Annotated in this window: 29 protein-coding genes and 1 pseudogene; 9 read left to right on the plus strand and 21 right to left on the minus strand. The window is 63.8% G+C overall.

All coding sequences use genetic code 11. The features are described 5' to 3' along the window. Positions 1-3: 3 nt before the first annotated feature. Both ACR652_RS06075 and ACR652_RS06080 read right to left on the minus strand, forming a co-directional pair. The gene (locus ACR652_RS06075; protein WP_434505627.1) at positions 4-258 is read right to left on the minus strand and encodes a DUF4170 domain-containing protein; all 255 of its coding nucleotides are present in this window, start codon (positions 256-258) and stop codon (positions 4-6) included. Then, a complete protein-coding gene (locus tag ACR652_RS06080; RefSeq protein WP_434505628.1) occupies positions 255-1,079 on the minus strand; it encodes an inositol monophosphatase family protein in 825 nt (274 codons plus the stop codon). The genes ACR652_RS06075 and ACR652_RS06080 overlap by 4 nt, the downstream gene beginning before the upstream one ends. 229 nt (positions 1,080-1,308) lie before the next feature. On the opposite strand from ACR652_RS06080, the gene ACR652_RS06085 reads away from it, so the two are divergent. Beyond that, the gene (locus tag ACR652_RS06085) at positions 1,309-1,833 is read left to right on the plus strand and encodes a DUF6101 family protein (protein ID WP_434505629.1); all 525 of its coding nucleotides are present in this window, start codon (positions 1,309-1,311) and stop codon (positions 1,831-1,833) included. Positions 1,834-1,908: 75 nt separating this feature from the next. On the opposite strand, the gene hdeA is transcribed toward ACR652_RS06085, so the two are convergent. Beyond that, positions 1,909-2,250, minus strand: coding sequence for an acid-activated periplasmic chaperone HdeA (hdeA, locus tag ACR652_RS06090; RefSeq protein WP_434505630.1), 342 nt, complete (start codon positions 2,248-2,250; stop codon positions 1,909-1,911). Positions 2,251-2,409: 159 nt separating this feature from the next. On the opposite strand from hdeA, the gene ACR652_RS06095 reads away from it, so the two are divergent. From ACR652_RS06095 to ACR652_RS06105, 3 genes are all read left to right on the plus strand, one after another. Beyond that, entirely contained in the window at positions 2,410-2,820 is a 411-nt protein-coding gene (locus ACR652_RS06095; RefSeq protein WP_434505631.1) for a helix-turn-helix domain-containing protein, read from the plus strand. A gap of 89 nt (positions 2,821-2,909) precedes the next feature. Further along, the gene (locus ACR652_RS06100) at positions 2,910-3,542 is read left to right on the plus strand and encodes an FABP family protein (protein ID WP_434505632.1); all 633 of its coding nucleotides are present in this window, start codon (positions 2,910-2,912) and stop codon (positions 3,540-3,542) included. Between the two features lie 116 nt (positions 3,543-3,658). Continuing rightward, entirely contained in the window at positions 3,659-4,225 is a 567-nt protein-coding gene (locus tag ACR652_RS06105) for an HdeD family acid-resistance protein (protein WP_434505633.1), read from the plus strand. A 154-nt stretch (positions 4,226-4,379) separates the two neighbouring features. Here ACR652_RS06105 and ACR652_RS06110 read toward each other — a convergent pair whose 3' ends face one another. The 5 genes from ACR652_RS06110 to ACR652_RS06130 form a co-directional block, all read right to left on the minus strand. After that, positions 4,380-5,483: a CobW family GTP-binding protein gene (locus tag ACR652_RS06110; RefSeq protein ID WP_434505634.1), complete on the minus strand. Its 1,104-nt coding sequence runs from the start codon at positions 5,481-5,483 to the stop codon at positions 4,380-4,382. Between the two features lie 161 nt (positions 5,484-5,644). Then, on the minus strand, positions 5,645-6,520 hold the full coding sequence (locus tag ACR652_RS06115; protein ID WP_434505635.1) for a metal ABC transporter substrate-binding protein: 876 nt from the start codon (positions 6,518-6,520) through the stop codon (positions 5,645-5,647). Positions 6,521-6,525: 5 nt separating this feature from the next. Then, entirely contained in the window at positions 6,526-7,395 is an 870-nt protein-coding gene (locus ACR652_RS06120) for a metal ABC transporter permease (protein WP_434505636.1), read from the minus strand. Then, positions 7,385-8,167 carry a metal ABC transporter ATP-binding protein gene (locus ACR652_RS06125; RefSeq protein ID WP_434505637.1) on the minus strand — a complete coding sequence of 261 codons (783 nt, stop codon included), beginning with the start codon at positions 8,165-8,167 and terminating at the stop codon, positions 7,385-7,387. Before ACR652_RS06125 ends, ACR652_RS06120 begins: the two co-directional genes overlap by 11 nt. Continuing rightward, positions 8,152-8,364: a hypothetical protein gene (locus tag ACR652_RS06130; RefSeq protein WP_434505638.1), complete on the minus strand. Its 213-nt coding sequence runs from the start codon at positions 8,362-8,364 to the stop codon at positions 8,152-8,154. Before ACR652_RS06130 ends, ACR652_RS06125 begins: the two co-directional genes overlap by 16 nt. A 206-nt stretch (positions 8,365-8,570) precedes the next feature. On the opposite strand from ACR652_RS06130, the pseudogene rpsU reads away from it, so the two are divergent. Further along, positions 8,571-8,792, plus strand: a pseudogene (gene rpsU, locus ACR652_RS06135) (30S ribosomal protein S21); the annotation flags it as partial. A 115-nt stretch (positions 8,793-8,907) separates the two neighbouring features. Beyond that, positions 8,908-9,780: a tetratricopeptide repeat protein gene (locus ACR652_RS06140; protein ID WP_434505639.1), complete on the plus strand. Its 873-nt coding sequence runs from the start codon at positions 8,908-8,910 to the stop codon at positions 9,778-9,780. A gap of 21 nt (positions 9,781-9,801) precedes the next feature. On the opposite strand, the gene ACR652_RS06145 is transcribed toward ACR652_RS06140, so the two are convergent. From ACR652_RS06145 to ACR652_RS06170, 6 genes are all read right to left on the minus strand, one after another. After that, entirely contained in the window at positions 9,802-10,092 is a 291-nt protein-coding gene (locus ACR652_RS06145; protein WP_434505640.1) for a hypothetical protein, read from the minus strand. Positions 10,093-10,125: 33 nt separating this feature from the next. Further along, positions 10,126-10,416, minus strand: a complete 291-nt coding sequence (locus tag ACR652_RS06150) for a hypothetical protein (RefSeq protein ID WP_434505641.1) — start codon at positions 10,414-10,416, stop codon at positions 10,126-10,128. A gap of 26 nt (positions 10,417-10,442) precedes the next feature. Beyond that, positions 10,443-10,685, minus strand: a complete 243-nt coding sequence (locus ACR652_RS06155) for a hypothetical protein (RefSeq protein ID WP_434505642.1) — start codon at positions 10,683-10,685, stop codon at positions 10,443-10,445. Positions 10,686-10,796: 111 nt separating this feature from the next. After that, positions 10,797-11,009, minus strand: a complete 213-nt coding sequence (locus ACR652_RS06160) for a cold-shock protein (RefSeq protein WP_434505755.1) — start codon at positions 11,007-11,009, stop codon at positions 10,797-10,799. Between the two features lie 303 nt (positions 11,010-11,312). Then, positions 11,313-12,005: a TerC family protein gene (locus ACR652_RS06165; protein ID WP_434505643.1), complete on the minus strand. Its 693-nt coding sequence runs from the start codon at positions 12,003-12,005 to the stop codon at positions 11,313-11,315. Positions 12,006-12,040: 35 nt separating this feature from the next. Then, the gene (locus ACR652_RS06170; protein ID WP_434505644.1) at positions 12,041-12,202 is read right to left on the minus strand and encodes a hypothetical protein; all 162 of its coding nucleotides are present in this window, start codon (positions 12,200-12,202) and stop codon (positions 12,041-12,043) included. Positions 12,203-12,221: 19 nt separating this feature from the next. Here ACR652_RS06170 and ACR652_RS06175 point away from each other — a divergent pair, with 19 nt between their 5' ends. Continuing rightward, a complete protein-coding gene (locus ACR652_RS06175; protein ID WP_434505645.1) occupies positions 12,222-12,647 on the plus strand; it encodes a PRC-barrel domain-containing protein in 426 nt (141 codons plus the stop codon). Between the two features lie 65 nt (positions 12,648-12,712). Here the strand turns inward: ACR652_RS06175 and carA are convergent, their stop codons facing one another. Next, a complete protein-coding gene (carA, locus tag ACR652_RS06180; RefSeq protein WP_434505756.1) occupies positions 12,713-13,903 on the minus strand; it encodes a glutamine-hydrolyzing carbamoyl-phosphate synthase small subunit in 1,191 nt (396 codons plus the stop codon). A gap of 242 nt (positions 13,904-14,145) precedes the next feature. Between carA and ACR652_RS06185 the strand changes: the two genes are divergently transcribed. Continuing rightward, positions 14,146-14,595, plus strand: a complete 450-nt coding sequence (locus tag ACR652_RS06185) for a GatB/YqeY domain-containing protein (protein ID WP_434505646.1) — start codon at positions 14,146-14,148, stop codon at positions 14,593-14,595. Positions 14,596-14,686: 91 nt separating this feature from the next. On the opposite strand, the gene ACR652_RS06190 is transcribed toward ACR652_RS06185, so the two are convergent. The 3 genes from ACR652_RS06190 to ACR652_RS06200 all read right to left on the minus strand — a co-directional run bounded on the left by ACR652_RS06190 (position 14,687) and on the right by ACR652_RS06200 (position 18,456). After that, positions 14,687-16,036: a hypothetical protein gene (locus tag ACR652_RS06190; RefSeq protein ID WP_434505647.1), complete on the minus strand. Its 1,350-nt coding sequence runs from the start codon at positions 16,034-16,036 to the stop codon at positions 14,687-14,689. 170 nt (positions 16,037-16,206) lie between these two features. After that, positions 16,207-17,439, minus strand: coding sequence for a hypothetical protein (locus tag ACR652_RS06195; RefSeq protein WP_434505648.1), 1,233 nt, complete (start codon positions 17,437-17,439; stop codon positions 16,207-16,209). A 327-nt stretch (positions 17,440-17,766) separates the two neighbouring features. Next, positions 17,767-18,456, minus strand: coding sequence for a hypothetical protein (locus tag ACR652_RS06200; RefSeq protein WP_434505649.1), 690 nt, complete (start codon positions 18,454-18,456; stop codon positions 17,767-17,769). A 130-nt stretch (positions 18,457-18,586) separates the two neighbouring features. Between ACR652_RS06200 and ACR652_RS06205 the strand changes: the two genes are divergently transcribed. Further along, the gene (locus ACR652_RS06205) at positions 18,587-18,793 is read left to right on the plus strand and encodes a hypothetical protein (protein WP_434505650.1); all 207 of its coding nucleotides are present in this window, start codon (positions 18,587-18,589) and stop codon (positions 18,791-18,793) included. A gap of 661 nt (positions 18,794-19,454) precedes the next feature. Here ACR652_RS06205 and ACR652_RS06210 read toward each other — a convergent pair. The 3 genes from ACR652_RS06210 to ACR652_RS06220 all read right to left on the minus strand — a co-directional run bounded on the left by ACR652_RS06210 (position 19,455) and on the right by ACR652_RS06220 (position 21,788). Then, positions 19,455-20,621, minus strand: coding sequence for a hypothetical protein (locus ACR652_RS06210; protein WP_434505651.1), 1,167 nt, complete (start codon positions 20,619-20,621; stop codon positions 19,455-19,457). A 102-nt stretch (positions 20,622-20,723) separates the two neighbouring features. Further along, on the minus strand, positions 20,724-21,521 hold the full coding sequence (thiD, locus tag ACR652_RS06215; RefSeq protein WP_434505652.1) for a bifunctional hydroxymethylpyrimidine kinase/phosphomethylpyrimidine kinase: 798 nt from the start codon (positions 21,519-21,521) through the stop codon (positions 20,724-20,726). Positions 21,522-21,557: 36 nt separating this feature from the next. Then, positions 21,558-21,788: a hypothetical protein gene (locus tag ACR652_RS06220; RefSeq protein ID WP_434505653.1), complete on the minus strand. Its 231-nt coding sequence runs from the start codon at positions 21,786-21,788 to the stop codon at positions 21,558-21,560. Between the last annotated feature and the right edge of the window lie 85 nt (positions 21,789-21,873).

The raw sequence follows: 21,873 nt of genomic DNA on the forward strand, positions 1-21,873 counted from the left end.
GCGTCAGAGCTTGTCGTGCGCGGGGTCGAGCAGCTTGTAGAGATGCACGACGAAGTAGCGCATATGCGCGTTGTCCACCGTTGATTGCGCCTTCGCCTTCCAGGCGGCGACGGCGCTGTCATTGTCCGGATAGACGCCGACAATGTCGAGCTTCGACGGATCGCGGAAGGTCGCGCCGTCGAGCGTCTCGAGTTCGCCGCCGAAGACGAGATGCAGAAGCTGCTTTTCCTTTTTGGCGGGCGCCGCGTGTTTGGTCATGACCAGCTGATTCCTTTCGACACGGTCCGGGCGATGGCGAGGGTTTCCTCGATGAACGGTTTGGGCGCAGCAACCAGCATGCCGCGTTTGGACGAGCGGCGATTATAGGTCAGCGCGCCGCCCTCGACCTCGGCCAGCGCGACCCCCGCCTCCTCCAGAATCAGGTCGGCGGCGGCGATATCCCAATCGCGGGCGTTGGGCGAGGAGATGACGAGATCGTGGCGGCCCACGGCAATGTCCACGAGCCGCAGGGCGAGCGAGGGCGTGCGCGGGGCAAGGCCGATGTTCTGCGGCAGATGGGCGATGCGCTCGTGGAGCGGACGGGGCGCGATCACACGGGCTCCCGCGAGCGAACTCAGCTCCGGCGGCGCGAGGCGGGCGCCGTTGAGAAAGGCGCCCTGACCGCGCGCGGCGGTGAAGGTCTCGCCCCGCGCGGGGGCGTGGACGACCCCCGCCACGGGCCGGCCGCCCTCGACGAGGGCGATGGAGACCGCCCAGCGCTCATCGCCCCGGGTGAAGGCGTGGGTGCCGTCGATGGGGTCGACGATGACGAGGTCCTCGCGCGACAGCCTGGCCTCGCTGTCGGCCGTTTCCTCCGAAAGCCAGCCGGCCTGCGGCGCCAGGAGGCGCATCTCCTCGAAAAGAAAGCGGTCCACGGCGAAATCGGCTTCGGTCACGGGCGAGCCGCCGCCCTTGTAGGAAATGGCCGCCGCCGTGCGCGCGCCGGGCCGGAAGAAGGTCATGGCGATGTCGCCAGCCTCGCGCGCGACCGCTTCGAGGCGCGACAAAAAGGCGGACAGATCGGATTCGGCGAGGGGCATCGTGAAAGCAGTAGGGGAGGCGTCGCGCGCCCGCAAGCCGGTCCGGGGCGCGAATTACGCACAATTTGAACGACCGCATTTGCGACCGCTTCACCTTATGAGCGCGATACGTGCGCGAATGCAATGGTTTATGCGATTTTTACCGTGCTCGTTAGCAACTTCGCCGGAGCTGGCGCGGCAGGATGGCCTCATCAAAGAAAGACAGACCCCAGGGCAGAGGAGAGGGATCATGTTCGAGGCCAGCCATGCGCGCGCGGATGAAGCGGTTCTGGTGCAGCGCGACTGGCGCGCGGACGGCGGGGCGCGCCGGGTCCGCGTGACCAGCAGCGACATTCTCATCTCCCGGCGCTTCGGCGGCGTGAAGATGCGGATCAGCGTGCCCGTCCCGGCCTATCAGGGGGTGTTGCTCGATCTCGTCGCCGCCGAGACCGGCGAGCCGTGCTACCGCCTGTCGCTCGCGCACCGCGATCGCGACCTGGACGTCGTGCTGGCCGAGGTGGAGGACGAGGACATCGCCACCGGCGCCTGGGCCGATTGGGCCGACTGGCTTGGCCTGCCGCGCCTCGCGCCGACCGAGGAGGGGGGCGTCGCCGATATGGATCTCCCGCTTCCGGCGGCGCGCCCCGCGCCGCGCCGGGGCGCCTCTTCGGTGCGCCGCCGTCGCCCGCGTTTCCTCGCCTGCCGCAAGACGGGCGACGCCGCCCGGCAGGCGGCCGTCCATGCCGGAGAGCGCGAGATCATCAGCTACGAATAAAAGCAGGTCTCGCCGCCGCCGTCATTGCGAGCATCTTCCTCGCAGCGCTCCCCGCACTGACGGCGGCGGGTTTTTTCAGATCTTTTCCTTGATCTTTTTGACGTCGGCCTTGACGTCCGCCTCGATCGCCTTCCAGGCGTTCTTCACCTTGGTCATGAAGGAGTCGCTCGGCGTCTTCTTGCAGTCGTCGATGACCATCGGCACGACTTTCTCCGTGCCTTCGATATCCACGATGGAGCCCGGCTTGCCGGTCTTGCTCTTCGCGGTCGCCCAGTAGACGACCTTCGGCTGGAAATCGCCCTCGACCGCGAGAAACTCCTCGCAGGTCCAGTTGGAGACGGGCTTCTTGTTGTCGTCGGCGGACGCGGCCTGGGCGGCCAGCGCGGCGCCGGCGAGGACAAGATAACGAAGCTTCATGAATGGCTCCCCGAGTCTCAATGAGAAAAGGCGGCCCGAGTCGGACCGCCGTCGCGGAGTCTACGCGGAACCGGCGCCGACACAAGGCCGCGGAGGCGGGGCCTCGGCCTTGTCTTTGACAGAGCCATCTATAGAGTTCCGCCGCAGGAGGGGCCGAGGGTGGAAGAACTCACACGCGATCAGTATCTGGCGCTGCAGTACCATTTCGTGCAGTTTTTCGCCGAGCATCTCGCCGAGACCTCCGTCGCGTTCAACGGCGATCTGCAGGAGATGCTGGTGCTGGCCATCGTCGGCCAGGTCCGTCTGCGCGCCGAGGAGCAGGGCCGAAACGACGCGCCCATCACCGCGTCGCGAATCTCCGACGTCACCGCCATTCCCAGACAGACCGTGCGCCGAAAGCTCCAGTCGCTCGAACGGCGGGGGTGGGTCGAGCAGATCGACGGGGGCGCGTGGCAGATCGTGATGTTCGAGGACGGAGAAGCAGCCGCGCGGCGCGACCTGTCGGAACTCGACCGCAGGGGCATCGGTCGCATTGTCAGATTCATCCGGGCCGTGCGCGCGGTTGTCTGAGCCTTGGATGGACGCGCTCCGCTTTCCTGCCTAGTTTCATCATGCATGGAGAGGCGGCGAGCCGCTCGCGAGCATGCGGGGAGAGTCGGATGGATCGCTATTATCAGGACATCTTCACGGAGCCGGCTGACGTCGACGCCGACACGCTGAGGAATCTGGGGCCGCTGCGGCCCATGGCCGGCGTCTGGCGCGGGACCAGGGGGCTCGACGTCAATCCCAAGGCCGACGGCCCGCAGACGCAAGCCTATATCGACCATATCGAGCTCCATCCCATCGACCCGCAGACCAACGGCCCGCAGCTCCTCTACGGACTGCGCTATCATCAGCACATCGTGAAGCCCGGCGAGGTCGAGACCTATCACGACCAGATCGGCTACTGGCTTTGGGAGCCTGCGACCCAAACCATCATGCAGACCCTCGCCATCCCGCGCGGGCAAATCGCCATGGCGGCGGGCAGGGCGGCGCCCGACGCCAGAACGTTCGAGATCGAAGCAAAGCGGGGGGAGACCCATTACGGGATCTGCGCCAATCCCTTTCTCGACGAGGCCTTCAGAACCGAAAGCTGGCGCGTCAGGATCACGATCGACGACGACGGCGGCTGGAGCTACGAGCAGGTCACCACGCTGCGCATTCGCGGCGCGGCCGAGCCCTTTCTGCACACCGACCGCAGCTCCCTGGTCAAGATCGGCGAGCCAACGCCCAATCCGCTCATGCGAAACTGACGGCGCTGACGCTCAAAACGGCCAGCGCCAGCCTTGACACCCGAACGCCCGTCCCTTCGTTTGTGTGGCAATGCCCCGCGCGTCTTTCACGCCGGGGCCAACCGATGGAGTGTTCAATGACTTATTTGAACGATTATGCGCAGACGCTGCCCGGTTATGAGGCGCTCAAGAAGAACTGGGGCTGGACGGTCGCCTTTGGCGCGCTGCTCGCGCTGGTGGGCGGCTTCGCCCTGAGCACGGTCGTGCTGACGACCGCGACCACGATTCTGTTCGTCGGCGTCGCCATGATCGTCGCCGGCTTCGCGGAAGTGTTCCATGGCTTTGCGATGCGCACCTGGGGCCACTTCTTCTGGATGCTCGTCATGGGCGGCTTCTATATTCTCGCGGGCGCCCTCGTCGTCCGCAATCCGCTGCTCGCGGCGACCTTCCTGACTCTGCTCATCGGCGCCAGCCTCGTGGCCTCCGGCGTGGTGCGCACCTTCGTCTCGGTGCAGTTGCCGAGCGGCGGGGCGAAGGGTTTTCTGGTGTTCTCGTCGATCCTCACCCTTGTCGTCGGCGCGCTGATTCTCGCGCAGTGGCCGAGTTCCAGCCTCTGGGTCATCGGCGTCTTTCTCGGCGCGGACCTCTTCTTTTCCGGCATGGGCTGGGTGGGCGTGGGGCTCGCCATGCGCAACGCGCCCTGAGCAGGCTCTGCCGCGCCAACGAAAACGTTTCGCCACCTCAGGCCGCGGCTGTCGCTCGCGGCCTTTTTCATTGATCCGGCGGTCTTTTCGGTTGAAGAAAGCCCCCCGCGCTCCCCCGCTTTGCGAGAGGGGGAGCAGGGTCGGATCTGGACGTTTACGAGACGACCTTCTCGAAGCCGCCGCGAATGACGTCCTCCTTCAGCTTGCGGCCGATGAAGACGAGGCGCGACTCGCGCGGCTCGCCGTCCTTCCATTCGCGCTGAAGGTCGCCGTCGAGAATCATGTGCACGCCCTGGAAAACGAAGCGGCGCGGTTCGTTCCGGAAGGCCACGATCCCCTTGCAGCGCAGAATGTCCGGGCCCTCCGCCTGCACCAGCTCGTTCAGCCAGGGGATGAAGCGCTCGGGGTCGACCTCGCCGGGATGGCGGATGGAGATCGACTGCATCTCCGTGTCGTGGATGGCTTTCAGATGACCATGGTCGTCGTGGTCGTGGTGGTGATGGTCATGGTGGTCGTGGCCGCAGTCCGGACCGCAGGCGTGGTCATGATCGTGATCATGGTGATGATGGCCATGATCGTGGTGATGATGATCATGATCATGATCATGCTCCTCGGCCGAGAGGAAGTTCGGCTCGATTTGCAGGATGCGGTCCAGGTCGAAGGCGTTGCGCTCCAGCACCGCCTTCAGCGGCACATCGGCTTTCACCGCGCGATGCAGCGTCGCATAGGGGTTGATGCCACGAATGCGCGCCTCCACCTCCTCCAGCTCCTCGGGCGTGACGAGGTCCGTCTTGTTGAGAATGATCACGTCCGCGAAGGCGATCTGCGTCTTGGCTTCGGGCGCGTCCTTCAGCCGCTCGCTCAGCCATTTGGCGTCGGCGAGCGTCACCACGGCGTCGAGCCGCGCGGCGTCGCGCACGTCGGCGTCGACGAAGAACGTCTGGGCGACGGGCGCGGGATCGGCGAGCCCGGTGGTTTCGACGATGATCGCGTCGAATTTGCCGCGCCGGCGCATCAGCCCCTCGATGATGCGGATGAGATCGCCGCGCACGGTGCAGCAGATGCAGCCGTTGTTCATCTCGAAGACTTCCTCGTCGGCGCCGACGACGAGGTCGTTGTCAATGCCGATTTCGCCGAATTCATTGACGATGACGGCGTAGCGGCGTCCGTGCTGCTCGGTCAGAATGCGGTTGAGGAGAGTCGTCTTGCCGGCGCCGAGATAGCCGGTGATGACGGTCACGGGGATTTTGTCGCTCAAGTCTCGTGCTCCAATGGCGTCGCGCCCTCCCTGACTCTCGTAACGACTCCCGTCTTTCGTCGGGCTTTAGCGGCAGAGGGGACGGTCACGATCGGCCATGCTGATGAAGGCTGCAATCTGCTCCCTCTCCCGCGCAGCGGGGGAGGGGTGGGGAGGGGGCCTCACGGCGTGAGGGCTTTGGTCAATTCTCTAACATTGTGGCGCATCATGTCGATATAATTCGATCCGTCCTCCCCCGGCCCGGACAGGGCGTCGGAATAGAGCGTGCCGCCCATGCGGGCGCCGGTCTCGGCGGCGATGCGCCGGGCGAGGCGCGGATCGGAGACGTTTTCCAGAAACACCGCGCCCACCTTGTTCTGCTTCACGGACTGGATGATGCGGGCGATGTCGCGGGCGCTGGCCTCGGCCTCGGTCGAGACGCCCTGCGGCGCGATGAACTCCACCCCGTAGCGCGCCGAGAAATAGCCGAATGCGTCATGGGTCGAGACGACGCGGCGGCGCTCCTTCGGAATGGCGTCGAGCGCCTTGACGATCTCCGCGTCGAGCGCGTCGAGGCGGGCCAGACAGGCGTCGGCGCGCGCCCTGTAGGCTTCGGCGCCGGCCGGGTCGGCGCCGGCGAGGGCGTCACGGATTTCCGCGACGTAGATCTTGGTGTTGGCGACGTCCTGCCAGGCGTGCGGGTCGGCGCCGTCCTCGCCGGGGCGGGCGGCCACGCCCTTGCCGAGCGTGATGACGGCGCCCTTGCTCCTGGCGGCGGCGATCAGGCGCTCCAGCCAGCCCTCGAAGCCGAGCCCGTTGACGAAAATGAGCTTCGCCTGCGCGATCCGGCGGGCGTCCGCGGTGGTCGGCTGATAGACATGGGCGTCGCCGTCCGGCCCGACGAGCGTCGTCACGTCGACCCGGTCGCCGCCCACCTGGGCGACGAGATCGCCGAGGATCGAGAAGGTCGCCACAACGGGCAGTTTCTCAGCCTGCGCGCGGGCAGGGGCCGCGCAGGCGGCGACAAGGAGCGCGAGACTGGCGCGGCGGGTCAGCATGACGATCATCCTTCCAGATGCCGGCGCGGCCGCTTGAGGCGCAGCGCGCCGCCGGCGCGTCCGAATATGAGCGAAACCAAATAGACGAGGCCCGCCGCGAGAATGATGGCCGGACCGGTCGGCGCGCCGGTCTCGTTGGAAAAGACCAGCCCGCCATAGGCGCAGAGCGCGGCGATGGCCGCCGCCAGCGGCAGAGCGGCGGCGAGGTCATGCGTCCACAGCCGCGCGGCGGCGGCGGGCAGCATGATGAGCCCCACCGCCATCAGCGTGCCGAGAGCCTGAAACCCGGCGACGAGATTGAGGACCACGAGGCTGAGGAACAGGAAGGGGACGAACTCGCCGAGCGGCGTGGTCTGGCGCAGGAACAGCGGGTCCAGCGTGTCCATCACCAGCGCGCGATAGAAGACCGCGAGCAGGACGAGGGTGAGGGTCGAGACGCTTGCGAGCATGATGAGCGCGGCGTCGTCGAGCCCGAAGACCGAGCCGAACAGCACATGCAACAGATCGACGCTGGAGCCGCGCAGCGAGACCAGCGTCACGCCGAGCGCCAGCGAAACCAGATAGAAGGCGGCGAGCGAGGCGTCCTCGCGCAGCGTGGTGAAGCGCGAGGCGGCGCCCGTGGCGATGGCGACGACGAGGCCGGCGATCAGCCCGCCGAAGGTCATGGCCGGAAGCGACAGGCCCGCGACCAGATAGCCGATGGCGGCGCCCGGCAGAACCGCGTGGGAGAGAGCGTCGCCCGCAAGCGACATGCGCCGCAGGATGAGGAAGACGCCGAGCGGCGCGCCGGACACCGCCAGCGCCAGCGCGCCGACAAGCGCGCGGCGCATGAATTCATAGTCGAGAAAGGGCGCGACAAAGACCTCAGTGAACATGCGGCGCGTCCTCGTCGCGCAGACATTCGCGCGCTTCCCGGTCATAAGCCTCGGACATGGCGCGCGCGCGGCCCAGATTCTCCGCACAGAGCGCCTCGCGGGTCGCGCACCAGGCGATGGGCTCGCGGGCGAGCAGCAAGGTGTGCGGAAAGGCGCGACGGGCGAGGTCGAGCTCATGCAGCACGGCGATCACCGTGCGCCCTTCGGAGCGCCAGTGCGCGATCAACGCCAGCAGGTCGTCCGTCGTCGCCTCGTCGATGGCGCCGAAGGGCTCGTCGAGCAGAATCACGCGCTGATCCTGCACGATCAGCCGCGCGAACAGAATGCGCTGCATCTGCCCGCCGGAAAGCGTCTCGATCGGGCGTTCCTCCATGCCCGCCATGCCGACCCGCTCGAGCGCGGCTGCGGCGCGGGCGCGCTCGGCCGCGTCGGCACGGCCGAAGAGGCCCAGCCGCCGCATGGCGCCCATGGCGATGAAGTCGCGCACATTGATCGGGAAAGAGCGGTCGACGTCGGGAAGCTGCGGCAAATAGGCGACGTCGCGGGCCGTCGCGCCGTCGCGCTCGATTCGGCCGCCGAGGGGCGCCAGAAGGCCGGCCAGAGCCTTGAGGAGAGTCGATTTGCCCGCGCCATTGGGTCCGCAGACCGCAAGCGTCGCCCCCGGCGCAATCTCGCCCTCGAGATGATGCACGGCCGGGCGCCGGTCGTAGCCAAGCGTCAGATTGACGAGCCGGATCGGCCCCGACGCGGCGGCGCTCAATGAAGAGCCCACCAGACGCCACCCCAGAGCAGGGCGACGAGAAGCGCAACCATGCCGAGACGGGCGCCCGCCGAGGCTTCCAGCAGCGAAGCGGGCCGTGGCCGGACATGAATATGCCCTTGGACATGCCCGTGCGCCTGCGGGTGTCCCGAATCGGCGCCGCCGTGAGCGTGAGCGCGCCGGTGGGTGTGCGTGGTCGCGTTGGTCATGGAGACGTTATAATGTAACGCTGCGCCGGCACAAGAGCCTTGGGCTTTCGCGGGCGCTGGCCTGTATTTTCGCGGCTCGGGCATGGACAGTGGGCGGGGAGTCTGCTATCTCCCCAACTACGGGTCAGGCGCTCCGTCAGCGCCCGGCGACCTATTCCCAATTCCGGACCGCCGACAAGGCTGCCCACAGAAAGCAGGATGGTTTCGTGCAAGTTCTCGTTCGCGACAACAATGTCGATCAGGCTCTGAAGGCGCTGAAGAAGAAGATGCAGCGCGAAGGCATCTTCCGCGAAATGAAGCTGCGCGGCCATTACGAGAAACCGTCCGAGAAGCGCGCCCGCGAGAAGGCCGAGGCCGTGCGCCGCGCCCGCAAGCTCGCCCGCAAGAAGATGCAGCGCGAGGGTCTTCTGCCGATGAAGGCCAAGCCCACCGGCCGCTGATCGGCCGGAACCACTTTTCTGTCGTCGCGTAAACGCTTTTTTCATCAAGGCGGCGGCAGAGGACGTGCTGATCGGAACTTGTAGGGTCGAGAGGATTTCAGGCATGGTCTTCCGCCTCACGGGGACGTCGGTTGGCTGCTTGTTTCCTCTCCGTGGGCGCTGGCTTGCTGTCGGCGGCGTCGCACTCTCCGCGCTGATCCTCGCGAGCTGCGAGACGGCGACCGGCATACGACCGGCCGGGCGCGGCATTGCGGAAATCGCGGATACGGACCCGAAGGCGGCTTCGGCCAACATCGAATCGCTCACCGAGGTCATCAAGCGCAATCCGTCGAGCGCCGAGGCCTATAATACGCGCGGCGTCGCTTACGCCCGGATCGGCAGTTTCCCGGAAGCGATCGGCGATTTCACGCAGGCCGCCAAGATCGACCCCAATAACGCCGCCGCCTATACGAATCGGGCGCTCGCGAATCGGCAGGTTGGACAGAACGAGGCGGCGCGCGCGGATTTCGACCGCGCCATCCAGGCCAATCCGAATCACGCCCCCGCCTATGTGGGCCGCGCGAATCTGCTTCGCGCGCAGGGAAATCTGGACCAGGCGCAGCAGGATCTGGACACGGCGATCCGCCTGAATCCGGAGAACGCGCAGGCGTTTCACGCGCGCGGCCTGATCCATCAGAAGCATGGCGACCATGCGCGCGCGGTCACGGATTTCGACAACGCCATCGACCGCGACCCCTTCGCGGCGGCGCCCTATCAGGCCCGCGGCGAGAGCCTTGTCGCGCTCGGCAAATATGACAAGGCGATCGAGGACTTCAACGCCGCGCTGAACGTCGACAACAAGAGCGCGCTGGCCTGGGCCTGGCTCGGCCTCGCCTATGACAAGAGCGGCAATCGCGCCAAGGCGCAGGAAACCTATCAGCGGGCGTTGCAGCTCGATCCGCAGCAGCCAATCGCCAAGCAGGGCATGCGCGGCTGAGGCTGCGGCCCCCGATCCCGCTCAGCTCGCGGCGGGATCTTCGAAGCGCGGACAGTCCCCGCGCACAACTCTCGACAGAATCTGCCAGGCAAGTTGTTCGCCAGCTACGGCGAAAGCGCCATCGTCACTGTAGAGGGCGGCGAGTTCCGCAACCTGCCGCCATTCGTCCACCGTGGGCGAGAGCCAGATCTCTTCTGGCGTGCGGAAATCGGATGCGAGGGCGAGGATTGCGTGCACAACGACGAGGTCAGTCGTGGGGTGTTCCGACCACCACGCGGCTGAAGCGAAGCTGGGCACCCCTTGCGCGATCATCTCAGGTGACTCTCTTGCCCACTCGCGGCGGGGTTATTTCCCGGACGCCGTCTCGGCCGCCCCTGACGGAGGAAGCACGGCCGCCTTTGCGGCGACGGGGAAAAAAGGGTCGTCGTAGAGGGGGCGGATTTCGCGACCGCGATAGAGCGCCTCATTGACTTCGAGCGTGCAGCTCTCCAGCAGTTTGGGCGTCAGCTCCTCCACGGCAAAGCGGATCGCCTCGGCGGCTCTCGCGAATCGACGGAAGACAAGCGCCTTCCGCTTCGAATTCGTGCTTTTGGCGTAAAAGAGCGACGCTTCGTGCAGATAGTCGTTCGCATCCATGACCGCCTCCGCTTTCTGCGCTGGCCTCAGGTGGCGCGTTCGAGCGCGCTCTCCGTGCAGACGCGCTCCTGACCGTCGCGATCGGAACGAATTCGGTATTGAAGGCCCTGACCCCCATCCGGGAGCCGCCGGGTCACCCGGAAATAGCTCCGCTCGGCGGAAGGACCGGCCTTGTAAGCGACATGGGCGCCGACGTCGAACTTGTGGGTCGGGCCGCTCACGGTCCTCGCCCGGCGAAAGCGCTCTCGCGCATCGATGTAGTCGCTCATTTGCCGCCTCTTTCGAAGAATCGCGTTTGGCGGCGGCGGCGCCAAGGCTGCCGCCACCCCTTTTCCTCGCCCGGCCGCCGGTACATCCGCGGTCGGCCCAAAGGCGAAAGATCAGCTCTGAAGCTGCAGCGACTCTGCGGAGGTCTTGCCGCTGCGCTTGTCGACCATCAGCTCGAAGCCGACCTTCTGGCCTTCGACGAGCGTGGGAAGTCCCGCGCGTTCAATCGCGCTCGCGTGGACGAACACGTCCGCCCCGCCGGCATCCGGCTGAATGAATCCGAAGCCCTTGTTCGCGTTGAACCATTTCACGACGCCAATCTGCATGGGATGTCCTTTCCAGGAGCAGTTGCGCGGCGGCTCCAGAGCCGTCGCCAAGATCGATGTTCTGGAGAGGAAGTCACAAAGCCGACGCGCCAGAGGCGAGAAAGTAAGCAAGATCGTCTGGCCGAAACCCGATGTTCTTAAGATAGAGTAGATTTTTGAAACCACAATGGGCAGCCTGAAAGTATTTCAGGGCTGGTCTGCCTGAATTCGATTTGTCGATTGGATGTTCTTGCGGCGTCCATGCCCGGCCTCAGGCCGGGCATGACTGTGAGCGGGCCAAAAGTTGAACCGAAAGCTGTGCGCTCAGGCGTCTCGCTGATCTTCGCGCCACTGCCGATAGACCTGCATGGCGAAGGCGATCGCCAGCACGATCGCCGCGCCGCCAATGGACAACGCGTGCTCCAGCGTCGCGTGATCGACCCCGGGCAGTCTTTCGAGCAGCACCGCGTCTCCCCCCGCCATCTCTCCCGCGACCCAGCCGAGCAGGCCGGCGCCCGCCCAGACCAGCACCGGGAAACGCTCCAGAACTTTCAGCAGGAAGCCCGCGCCAAACATGACGATGGGCACGGAGAGCGCGAGGCCGAAGACAATCAGATGCGTCGACTCGCGCGCCGCCGCCGCGATGGCGAGCACATTGTCGAGGGACATGACGGCGTCCGCCATGATGATCGAGACGACGGCGCCCATCAGATTTGGTTTCGCCTTGACGTCCGAGTGTTCCGTCTCGTCGACGAGCAGCTTCACCGCGACGAACAGCAGCAGGAGCGAGCCGAACGCCTTCAGATAGGGAATGCCCATCATCTGCACGACAAGCAGCGTGAAGACGACGCGCAGAACGACGCCGCCCAGCGCGCCGAGGAAGACCCCCCAGCGCCTTTGCCGGACCGGCAGGCCCCGGCACGCCAGGGCGATGAGGATGGCGTTGTCGCCGGAGAGCAGGATATTGATCCAGATGATCTCGAGGACTTCCCAGCCGACCGTGAATTGCGACCCCATGAACGCCTTTCCTGCCTGCGGCCTGCGCGCCGCGTTCAAATAGCTGTTTTCGCGTCGCCGCGAAAGTTGACGACCTCGCCGACCGCACGCGCTTTTCCGCCTTTTTCAAGCCGCTCGCCCCCTTCGGGCAGCCGCGCCGGGAACATTTGCGGCGAAGATTTGTTCACAGGGCTCAGCGAACCGGACAGGTTCCTCATTCGCTTTCAGGAGGCGACGATGGGAATGGCGACGCAGAGCGGCAATCTGATCTCCAGCGAGAACGTTGAAGGCACGGCCGTCTATGATCCCTCCGGCAACAAGATCGGCCAGATCGACCATCTGATGATCGACAAGGTCTCGGGCATGGTGCGCTACGCCATCATGACGTTTGGCGGCTTCCTCGGGATTGGCGAAGGCGAGCATCCGCTCCCGTGGAAGGCGTTCAAATACGACACCAATCTGGGCGGCTATGTGACGAACATCTCCGAAGAGCAGCTCAAGAACGCGCCCGAGTATAATGAGCAGAGCTGGACAGACCGTGACTGGGAGTCCCGCCTGCATCAGCATTTCGGCTCGCGGCCCTATTGGGAAGAGGGCGGCACGGGAATCGGCTCCTCGGCCGGGTCGACCAATCGCGGAACCGATCAGACGGCAGGCTTCTAGCCTCAGGCCGACGGACAATGCAGCGGGGCCGCCTTGCGCGGCCCCGTTTGCTTTTTGGAGGGCGATCAGGCCGCCTTCGCCTTCTCCATCATCTCGATGAAGCGGCGGAAGAGGTAATGGCTGTCCTGGGGGCCGGGCGAGGCCTCCGGATGATGCTGCACCGAGAAGGCCGGGCGATCGGTCAGGGCGATGCCGCAATTCGAGCCGTCGAACAGCGAGCGATGCGTCTCCACGGCGTTGGCCGGCAGGCTGTCGCGGTCCACCGCGAACCCGTGATTCATCGACACGATCTCCACCTTGCCGGTGGTGAAATCCTTCACCGGGTGGTTCGCGCCATGGTGCCCCTGCGGCATTTTCCTGGTCTTCGCCCCGACAGCCAGCGCCATCATCTGATGGCCGAGACAGATGCCGAAGGTCGGCACCTTCGCGGCGAGCAGGTCGCGGATCACGGGCGTCGCATATTTGCCCGTCTCGGCGGGGTCGCCGGGGCCATTGGAGAGGAAGACGCCGTCGGGCTTGAGCGCCAGAATCTGGGCGCTGGTCGCCGTCGCCGGGGCGACGATCACCTCGCAGCCCTGATCGGCCAGCAGGCGCAGGATGTTGCGCTTCACGCCATAATCGATGGCGACGACCCGATACTTGGCCTGACCCTCGCGGGCGCCGTAGCCGGCGCCCAGACGCCAGGGGGTCTCCTTCCAGTCATAGCCCTCTTTCGAGCCCACCGAGGGGACGAGGTCCATGCCGTCGATGCCCGGCCAGGCGGCCGCCTTCGCCTTGAGCGCGGCGATGTCGAATTTGCCGTCGGGGGCGTAGGCGATGACCGCGTTCTGCATGCCGCGCTCGCGGATCAGCGCGGTCAGCGCGCGGGTGTCGATCCCGTGCAGGGCGACGATCCCGCGCTTCGCCAGCCAGTCGGCAAGCGTCGATTCGGCTCGGAAGTTCGAGGGCTCGGTGACCGGCTGGCCAAAGATCGCCCCGACCGCGCCGGCGCTTTTCGCCATGTCGACCGTCTCGATGTCCTCCTCATTCGCGCCCACATTGCCGATGTGGGGGAAGGTGAAGGTCACGATCTGGGCGGCGTAGGAGGGGTCGGTCAAAATCTCCTGATAGCCGGTCATGGCCGTGTTGAAGCAGACCTCGCCAACGGCCTCGCCAACCGCCCCGAGCCCAAAGCCCTCAATCACTTCGCCGCTCGCGAGCACCAGAATGCCGGTGTGCGTCGGCTTCGTCCAGCCATTGTCCTGTTCGAGGCTCATGTTCCCGTCCGTCTGCGTTCCGTCATGGGCTGCCATCATGGGCCGCTATTGACAGCCGCCCGCCCGCGCGTCATGCCCCGCGTGACGCGGGCGCCCACCCTCAGGATGCGTTCGCCTGATCGCCGGGAGCGTTGCAGCCGCCCGGCATGGAGGGCCGGGGATCAGCCCGGTCCTGACGCGAGAATTTCAGCCTGTCGGATGTACTCCATCCGCCCCCGAAATGGAAACCCCAAGAAAGTCCCATGCGCGAGAAGATCACACAGGACCTCAAGGACGCCATGAAGGCCGGCGACCGCGCCAAGGTCGACGCCCTGCGGCTCATCAACGCCGCCCTGAAGGACAAGGACATTGAGGCGCGCGGCGCCGGCAAGACGCTCACCGGGGACGATCTCCTCGCCCTGCTCCAGAAGATGATCAAGAGTCGTCAGGAATCCCTCGATATTTTTGAGAAGGCGGGCCGCGTCGATCTCGCCGACAAGGAAAAGAGCGAGATCGCCGTCATTTCCGCCTATCTGCCGCAACAACTCTCCGAGGCCGAGGTCGCCGAGGCGGTGAAGGCGGCGATCGCGGAAGCGGGAGCGGCGTCGATCAAGGACATGGGCAAGGTCGTGGCCGCGCTCAAGGCGAAATATACCGGCCGCATGGATTTCGCCAAGGCCAGCGCGGCGGTGAAGGCGGCGCTCAGCGGGTGAGCTGAAGGGCGTGAGCCCTTCAGCGCGGGAGTGGCCCGGAGGCGGCGGGTCGGCCGCCACGGTTATTCATAAAACTCTCGAGGGAGCCGGATTATCCCCAATCTCGCGCCATATCAGACCTCATGATGGTGGCCCGTACGCTAGCGTGGGCTATGCCAAATACGCTGGCCAGTTGTGCTATGGATGTCTTGTAGTTGGCGTAGATGAAGTAGATTGCCGCGTGATTTTCAGTGTCGAGATAGCGGGTGCTCTTTTTATATGTTTCTTTATTGCGCAGGAGATTGAGTTTTGCGTGAACAACCTCTTGCGCCGAGGCAGAAAGCTCGCGGAACGCGGGGATTTCTGACGGATCGTGGTTGAGACCGTGTACCTCGGCATAGTTTTCAGGGCCCAGGCGGACCTTGCGGCCTGCGAGGAGCTTGATAGGAGCGGGCATCTGCATGGCAATGAAATCGAACTGCGGATCGATGATTGCAGGCGTTGGTCGCGGGGTCGCGTTGACTTGCAAGTCGCGCAAATTCTGCGCCGGTTGAAGCGCTGACGGGTGCGTCCGCGCCTCCGGCTGAACGGAATGGCGATCAACCAGATCCCGATTATTGGCTGTCGTCGCCGCCGTCGGCTGTGGCCGCGAAGGGATAGGATCGGGGAGCGGGAAATCATCGCCGGGCGGTGTCGTGGAATTGCTCATACGCACGCCAATGGGATCGGGCGCCAGGAATTCCGCTCTGCCTTGCTCATGAGCCACTTGCGCCGGAATTTGGTCGCTGTCGCTTTCCGAGGTCAGCGCACTGTCATCGCAACTGCTGCTTTCCAAGCTTGATGTGTGATCGTGGGAGAGGTCATCCTTGCGAGCAGGATGGCGGCTGCTCGGCTGAGTGTCGGGAGACGATACCCGCCATTGGAAATAGGGATCGAGAACACGCGCATGCAGCTTCAGATGCGGGTTTCGCAACAGCGCATTTTTATTGCTGATGGGTCGCACATTCAGAGGCCCGCGCTTGTATGTGCCCGGTTGGAGCGGCCGCCGAATCGGTATGTCAACGGTCGTGGTGGAAGCGTTGCTGATGAGATGCGAGGCGATGAGGGACTGATTTTCAGCCTTTGCCTGGTCACCCGTCTGCGCGTGCGGCGGTGAATCGTTCCAAATACTATCGTACCATTCTTCGAAGGGAAGCGCCTCCTTCGGCTGTTCCATTTGCGCCCCGGGGGGTGGCAAGGAGCCTGATACGCTCCCGAAAATCCTGCCCAGCTTGTTGTCATAGTCCGCTTGCGGCCCAGTCAGCGGGCCAATGACATCGGCCGGACGCGACGACGCGCCGATGGTCGGGCAATAGGGTGTCGCGTCAATTCTCGTCATGACGCCGAGGGTTTGACTCGCGTGCGGGTCGGGGCTTTGTGGCAGCCGCCAATTGCTGTTGCTATTGTTATTGATGTTTGACATCGCGGTGTCTCGCTCCTCGTTTTCGATGCCGCTTGACGCAGGCATGAGAAGTATCTTGCGACCGCCGCGAGGCGAGCGAAACTAGCGGGCGGTTGCATGCCATGAGGCCGCGCCGAGCGGGTGAGGCTGAAGGGCGACAGCCCTTCAGCGTCGCGCGGGGAGCCGCTGGTTCAGCCGCTTCTTCTGCTTTTGGAGTAATTGTAGCGGATTAAGCTTATTGCGGTCTGTATAGTTGAGGCGCTGCAACGGAATACGTTTCCCAAGTCCTCAAGACTGTATGTATAATTGCGATAAATATGGTAGGCAGCGATCTTTTCATTATCTTCAAGCGCCGGCCCCCTGCGATCTTTTTTGTCGATTTTATCAAATAACGTCCCGTCTGCGAGAAGCTTCAGCGCGCCGTCTACGACCTCTTTTGCTTCAGCTGATATGTCTATGTGTGGATAATCGTTTTGCTTTCGCTGCAATCTGTCCAGCTGGTTTGCTTGATAAGTGGACATTTTTCTGAGGCTGGGTGAAAGGTGCGAGTAATAGCCTACTGGGCCGACGTTTTTCGCAGGATGCCGTTGAGAGTCGGTTGTTTGCGTCGGGGCGGGGGCGGCATTGTCCGGCGTAATGATGTCTTGATGTAAATTGCTGCTCGTAAGCGGACCGTTTGCGCCGTAACTATTATGGAATTGATTAGTGAAACTTGCACCTTGTTGATGCCTCGCCGGGTATGAGCTCCATAGGCTGTTCGCAGGGGTTGCATCGCTGTTCGTATAGCCTTTCGGTTGCGGATAGGCTGTGCTCGGGCCCGCGTTGGACGCTGGAGCGATCTGTGGAAGGTTCCCGCTGGCGACGGTTGTCGTTGCTCTCGCTTGAATGCTGGCGCTGGTGTTTTCCAAGTGGGAAGGCGCTGCGTTCCTGTTGGCGTTCATTTCGGGTGAAGCGGGGACAGCAAAGGAAGGCCACTCAAATGCGTCGGCTCTGTCGTTTTCTTCGTTGAGCAGAAAAGAAAGGGGGAGGCCCCCATTCACCGTTCTGTTTTCCCCTGCATTGCCGAGATTGTGGCGCCCGCCTGTCGGTGGAAGCAAGCGCCCGGTCGACAGATCATTGTTGAGGGTTCCCTGTCCCGTTGGTGTCGGGAGCCGGTGATCATCCGTCCCCGCTTGGACCACCCGGCTTTCGAGTGGCGTTGGCGCGCCCTCCAGAGCATGACTGAACTGGGCGAGGTTATAGCAACTCCTCGCGAAGAACAGGAAATCGTGGGCGCCCTCCACATGCTCGCGCCAACTTATGGTTTGCGCTACGCCGCGGTTGTTGATCAGAGCAACGCCGACGTCGGGCTGAGCCGCGTTGGTCTGAGCATGGTTGGCGGGGACTTGCAGATGAGAATTTCCGATGGTGTTCGAGTTGGACATGGCGCCACGCTCCTGTCGCCTCGCGAGAGGGAATAACGATCGTACTGACCGTCGAATTATTGTGCGCCGCACAAATGGCCGCTGAAACTAACAGGTGGTTGATCAGACGCTGATTTTCGCTCTGTGGTCTATGTTGAGGATTTTTTTTTGAAAATAGAGCCAGCGCATTTCGCCGGACCCGCCATTGCGTCGCGTGAAAGATGCATGCAAAGCGACGCCGAGCGAAGGGCGTCGAGCCGTCGCGGCGCAAGTGGGCCACCGCGACGTCAGCGCGCAAGTTCAAACAAGTATACGTGGCGTTTCAGCCAGCTTCTGGGAGTCGGGACCTTAGTCCAACGACCGTCGCATGATCTGGTTATGCAGCAGAAAAGCATTGTGGATGATTGTTTCTATCTCACGCATCGGATGTCCCACAAGCGTATCCAGGACAAAATTCGCGAATGTGACCGCGGGCACCAGTGAGAAGCCTTCGGCCGTAAAGCTCAGATTCGCCGCCACGGGCGCTATGGCGGGGTACGAGGGAAAATGAAGTGTGAACACGTGAATAAAGGATTTCTTTTCCTCATCGGTAAGCGAGTCACGATTGTGTTTCGCGAAATATTGTTTGGCTGAGCGATTCGCATCGGTGCGCTGGTAGTAATATCTGCAAAAACTGACATCTGATCGCGCATAGGTGCTCGTTACGGCCAATGATGGCGGTGGTGGAAGTGTCGATGGCGTCTCATCTTTGAGGCCCGGTTCCACCGGGACGGACGGACCCGAGCGGCGCGGCGCGGCATTGTTGTGCACGCTTCCCTGGTTGGTAAAGGGAGAAGGGGAGGGAGAAGGGGAGGGCGAGGTCGCTGTGCCGAGGAGCGACTGGTAAATCACCGCATCAAGCATCGACAGGACATCTTTTATGAATGCCTCTATTTCGTGGGGCTTGAGAGTCTTAGCGAGATAACCCTCAGCATACTTTCTGAGATAGCCCCTGGTTCCGTCGTCGCCGGGCTTGAGCGGCATCAGCGCGACCACCATTGCCGCGTCTTGTTGACGGCCTTTGTAATATTCCTTGCACCGAGAGATGAACACCTGTCTTTCCGGCTCTTGAAGGTTTTGAACGCCATGCTGATTATAATATGCGTGAATGGTCTGATCGAGGGCATGCGTGGGCGATGGTGATGCGGATAGCGAAAACGACGGCGACGGCGACGGCGACGGCGACGGCGACGGCGACGGCGACGGCGACGGCGACGGTGACGGTGACGGCGAGGGGGATGGCGAGGGGGACGGCGAGCTGGACGGTGGCGACGAGCGCGGGAGGGCGCCCTTCTCTGGTATCGACCCAAGCGACGTAAGCGAGTTCATTCTTTGAGACTTCCGAGTGAACTGACGCGGCATGAAATTCTTCATGGAAAGGCGCCTTTGCATCTTGGCGCTCGCGCCTTCGCCTGAGGGCGCCTTTTGCAACGCGGTCGCTTGGGAGTTGTTTGAACCTTCATTCGCGGATGATTGCGTTTTGGGTTCTGCGTTCGCTTTCGGCGTGGGACCGCTGTTGTTCAGTTGGGGAGACGTATGCGCATGGAGATGATCGTCCTCGTTCCCGCCGCGCCCTGCATTCGCTGAGGCTGTTCGACTTAAGCCTGACGGCGCCTTTTGCTTCGACGTCGAGAGGGAGGCCTGTCTCTCTCTCAGCAGGCGAGGCAGCGGCTTGGGCGCGGGAGTCGGAAGCGCGTTGCCGGTAAAAATATCGTCGATGCTCTGCGCATTGTTCGCAACCTGCCGAACGACAACATTGCCGTGCTGGCCCTGCGCCTGCGGTGGCGTGTTCGTCTGATTATTTGAGAGCGTGCCCTGGGTGCTGGAAATACGAGTTGGGTCAACCATGTCCGTTCCTCCCGCTTTCACGGTGTGACGCTAACGCAGGAACGCCACTCCCGCTGTCATCTATGTGACGCAAGGCCGCACTTTCCCGGCAGTCGCTGTTGCGCATTTCCGTGCAAAAAAAGCGAAGCGCGCGCCGGGAAGGTTCTTCGTCACCACTTCTTGCTGGTGCTCAGATTGTTTTGAGGGCTCGGCTGCAGCAGGGCGCTTATGTAATTCTTCAGCCCGGACCAGGACGGGCGCTGGCCTTTGAAATGCTCGCAAGCGCCTCGCAGCACGTCAATCCGGTGGGTGCGTTTTGGAAGCCTGTCCATATATTGAATGGCGCGGAAGAAAACGCTTTCCTCCTCAATGGCTTTCGCTTCATCCCGTAGAAAGTCGCCCAGCGCGTCGTCGAGCCATTGATCTCCCGATATATCTTTCAGCATATGAGCCGCGGCCAGAGTATCCTTCAGTCTGGCTTTCGCAGCTTCATCATACGTCAGCCCTGGAACGAGATCGTCATCCTTGTCGGTTCCGCCATAATCTTTGATGCTCTGGAAGACGTCGAATGAATAAAAATCGACAAACTCCGAAAATGGCAGATCCGCCACCGCGCTTTCGGCTTCCCTGAGATAGTGCTGGGGGAGAGCGTCCCGGAGTCCGCTGAAAATGAGTTCCGTGAGATCGCTCGCTTCGGAAGGAGACGGAGACGGAGACGGAGAGGGAGAGGGAGAGGGAGACGGAGACGGAGAGGCCATCGGCGCGGGCGAGGGGGCAGGCGACGGGTTTGTGTGTGGAGCCTGCGTGCTTGTCACGATGAGCGGCGCCGTTCGCGCCCTTTGCGTCAAGGATCGCGCCGAAACGTCCTGTTGGTGCTGGCGCAGCATAACCCGTTCTCTCAGCAAGGCCGGAGGTCTGCTTTTCGGAAATTTTTTCTGGCGGAGCCGCGCGACTTGCGAAAGCGACGGCGATGTCGTCACCCTGACGAAGGAAACGTTTCTCTGTCCCATCGGGCGCGGCGAGCTTTCAGGCAATGCGTTTGTGTGCGGATGGGTGAAGAGCTGGTCGATGGTCGAAGTCTGTCGGCCGGGCGTCACATGCTGGACGACCACATTGCCATGCTGGCCCTGCGTTGGTTGGGGCGCATTTGTCTGCGGGGTCGCGTTCAACTGAGCATTATTGATGCGGGTTGGATCAACCATGGCTTTTCTCCGCTCCAGCGTGACGGGACGCTGATCGCGAGCGGGTGTTTCGAACACCGGCCCGACGCGTCTCGGGCTCAACAAGTGTCCAGGATGCAAAGCAAGGCTTCTTGCTTGCAAGATTTCAATGGACACGCCGCCTCGCCGTTTCGGGGCGATGGCTGTTCCAGCCGATGCGAAGGATAGGCGCGCTATGATTCCGCCGCTGTGCCAAACATGACAGCTTGCCGACGCGGTCTAAGGCCTGGCGTAAAGATGATGCGGCGGCCCGCGCCCGTCTCCGAGGTCGAGCTCGCCTGCGGCCTCCAATGCGCCTTCGAGCCAGACTTTGGCGGCGGCGATGGCGTCGATCAGCGGTTCGCCTTTGGCAAGGCCTGCGGCGATAGCGGACGAAAGGGCGCAGCCGGTGCCATGCGTGTGACGCGTTTCGATGCGGCGGCCGTGAAACAGGCGCGTCTCGCCATCGGCGACGAGCACGTCGACCGGGTCCCCCGAAAGATCGCCGCCCTTCACGAGGACGGCCCTGGCGCCGGCCTCGATAAGGAGACGACCCTGGGCGGTCATCTCCTCGACAGTGCGCGCCCGCGGCGTTTCCGTCAGCGCGGACGCCTCGTAGACATTCGGCGTCACGAGCCGGGCGAGGGGCAGCAAGGCGACGAGGAGCGCGCGCTCCAGCCCCGCGGCCGCGAGGCTCACGCCCTGCGTCGGCACGAGCACGGGATCGAGCACGACATTACCCGGCGACGGCCCCAGCGCCGAGGCGACGGCGGCGGCGATTTCGGGCGTGGCGATCATGCCGATCTTGATGGCGTCGGGGCGAATGTCCGTGAGCACGGCCGAGACCTGCGCCGCGACGATGTCGGCGGCGACAGGCCAAGCCGCCGTCACGCCGCGCGTGTTCTGCGCCGTGAGCGCGGTGATCGCCGCCATTCCGTAGCAGCCGAAGGCGGCGAAGGTCTTCAGATCGGCCTGCGCGCCGGCTCCGCCGGACGGGTCGGAGCCCGCGATGGAGAGCAGCTTGGGGATTTTGCTCAAATCTTCCGCCGCTCCCCGCTTCGCGTGTCCTGCGCCCTAGCTGTGCAACTGCTTGCCGCCGGGCCAGGCGCTTTCCTTCTTCTGTTCGTAGTCGCTATAGGCCTTTTTGAGGCCGGACAAGACTTCGGCCGAGGTCTCGAACATCGCCTTTACTTGCGGTTCGTCGACCTTGTCGATGTCCTCGCGCAGGCGATTGATCGTTTCCTGGAGATAGGCCGCCATCTGGCGCGTGTGCTGACGCGGATCGCTTTCGGCTTTGCTGGTCATGGCGCGACTCGCTTCGTTGAGCCGTTTGAGGGGAATGAGCTTCAACCCCTCAAAGCGGGTCGCGTTCCCGCGCTGGCGGCGCCTG

Origin of the sequence: Methylocystis sp., from assembly GCF_051061225.1 — a bacterium.
GTDB lineage: Bacteria > Pseudomonadota > Alphaproteobacteria > Rhizobiales > Beijerinckiaceae > Methylocystis.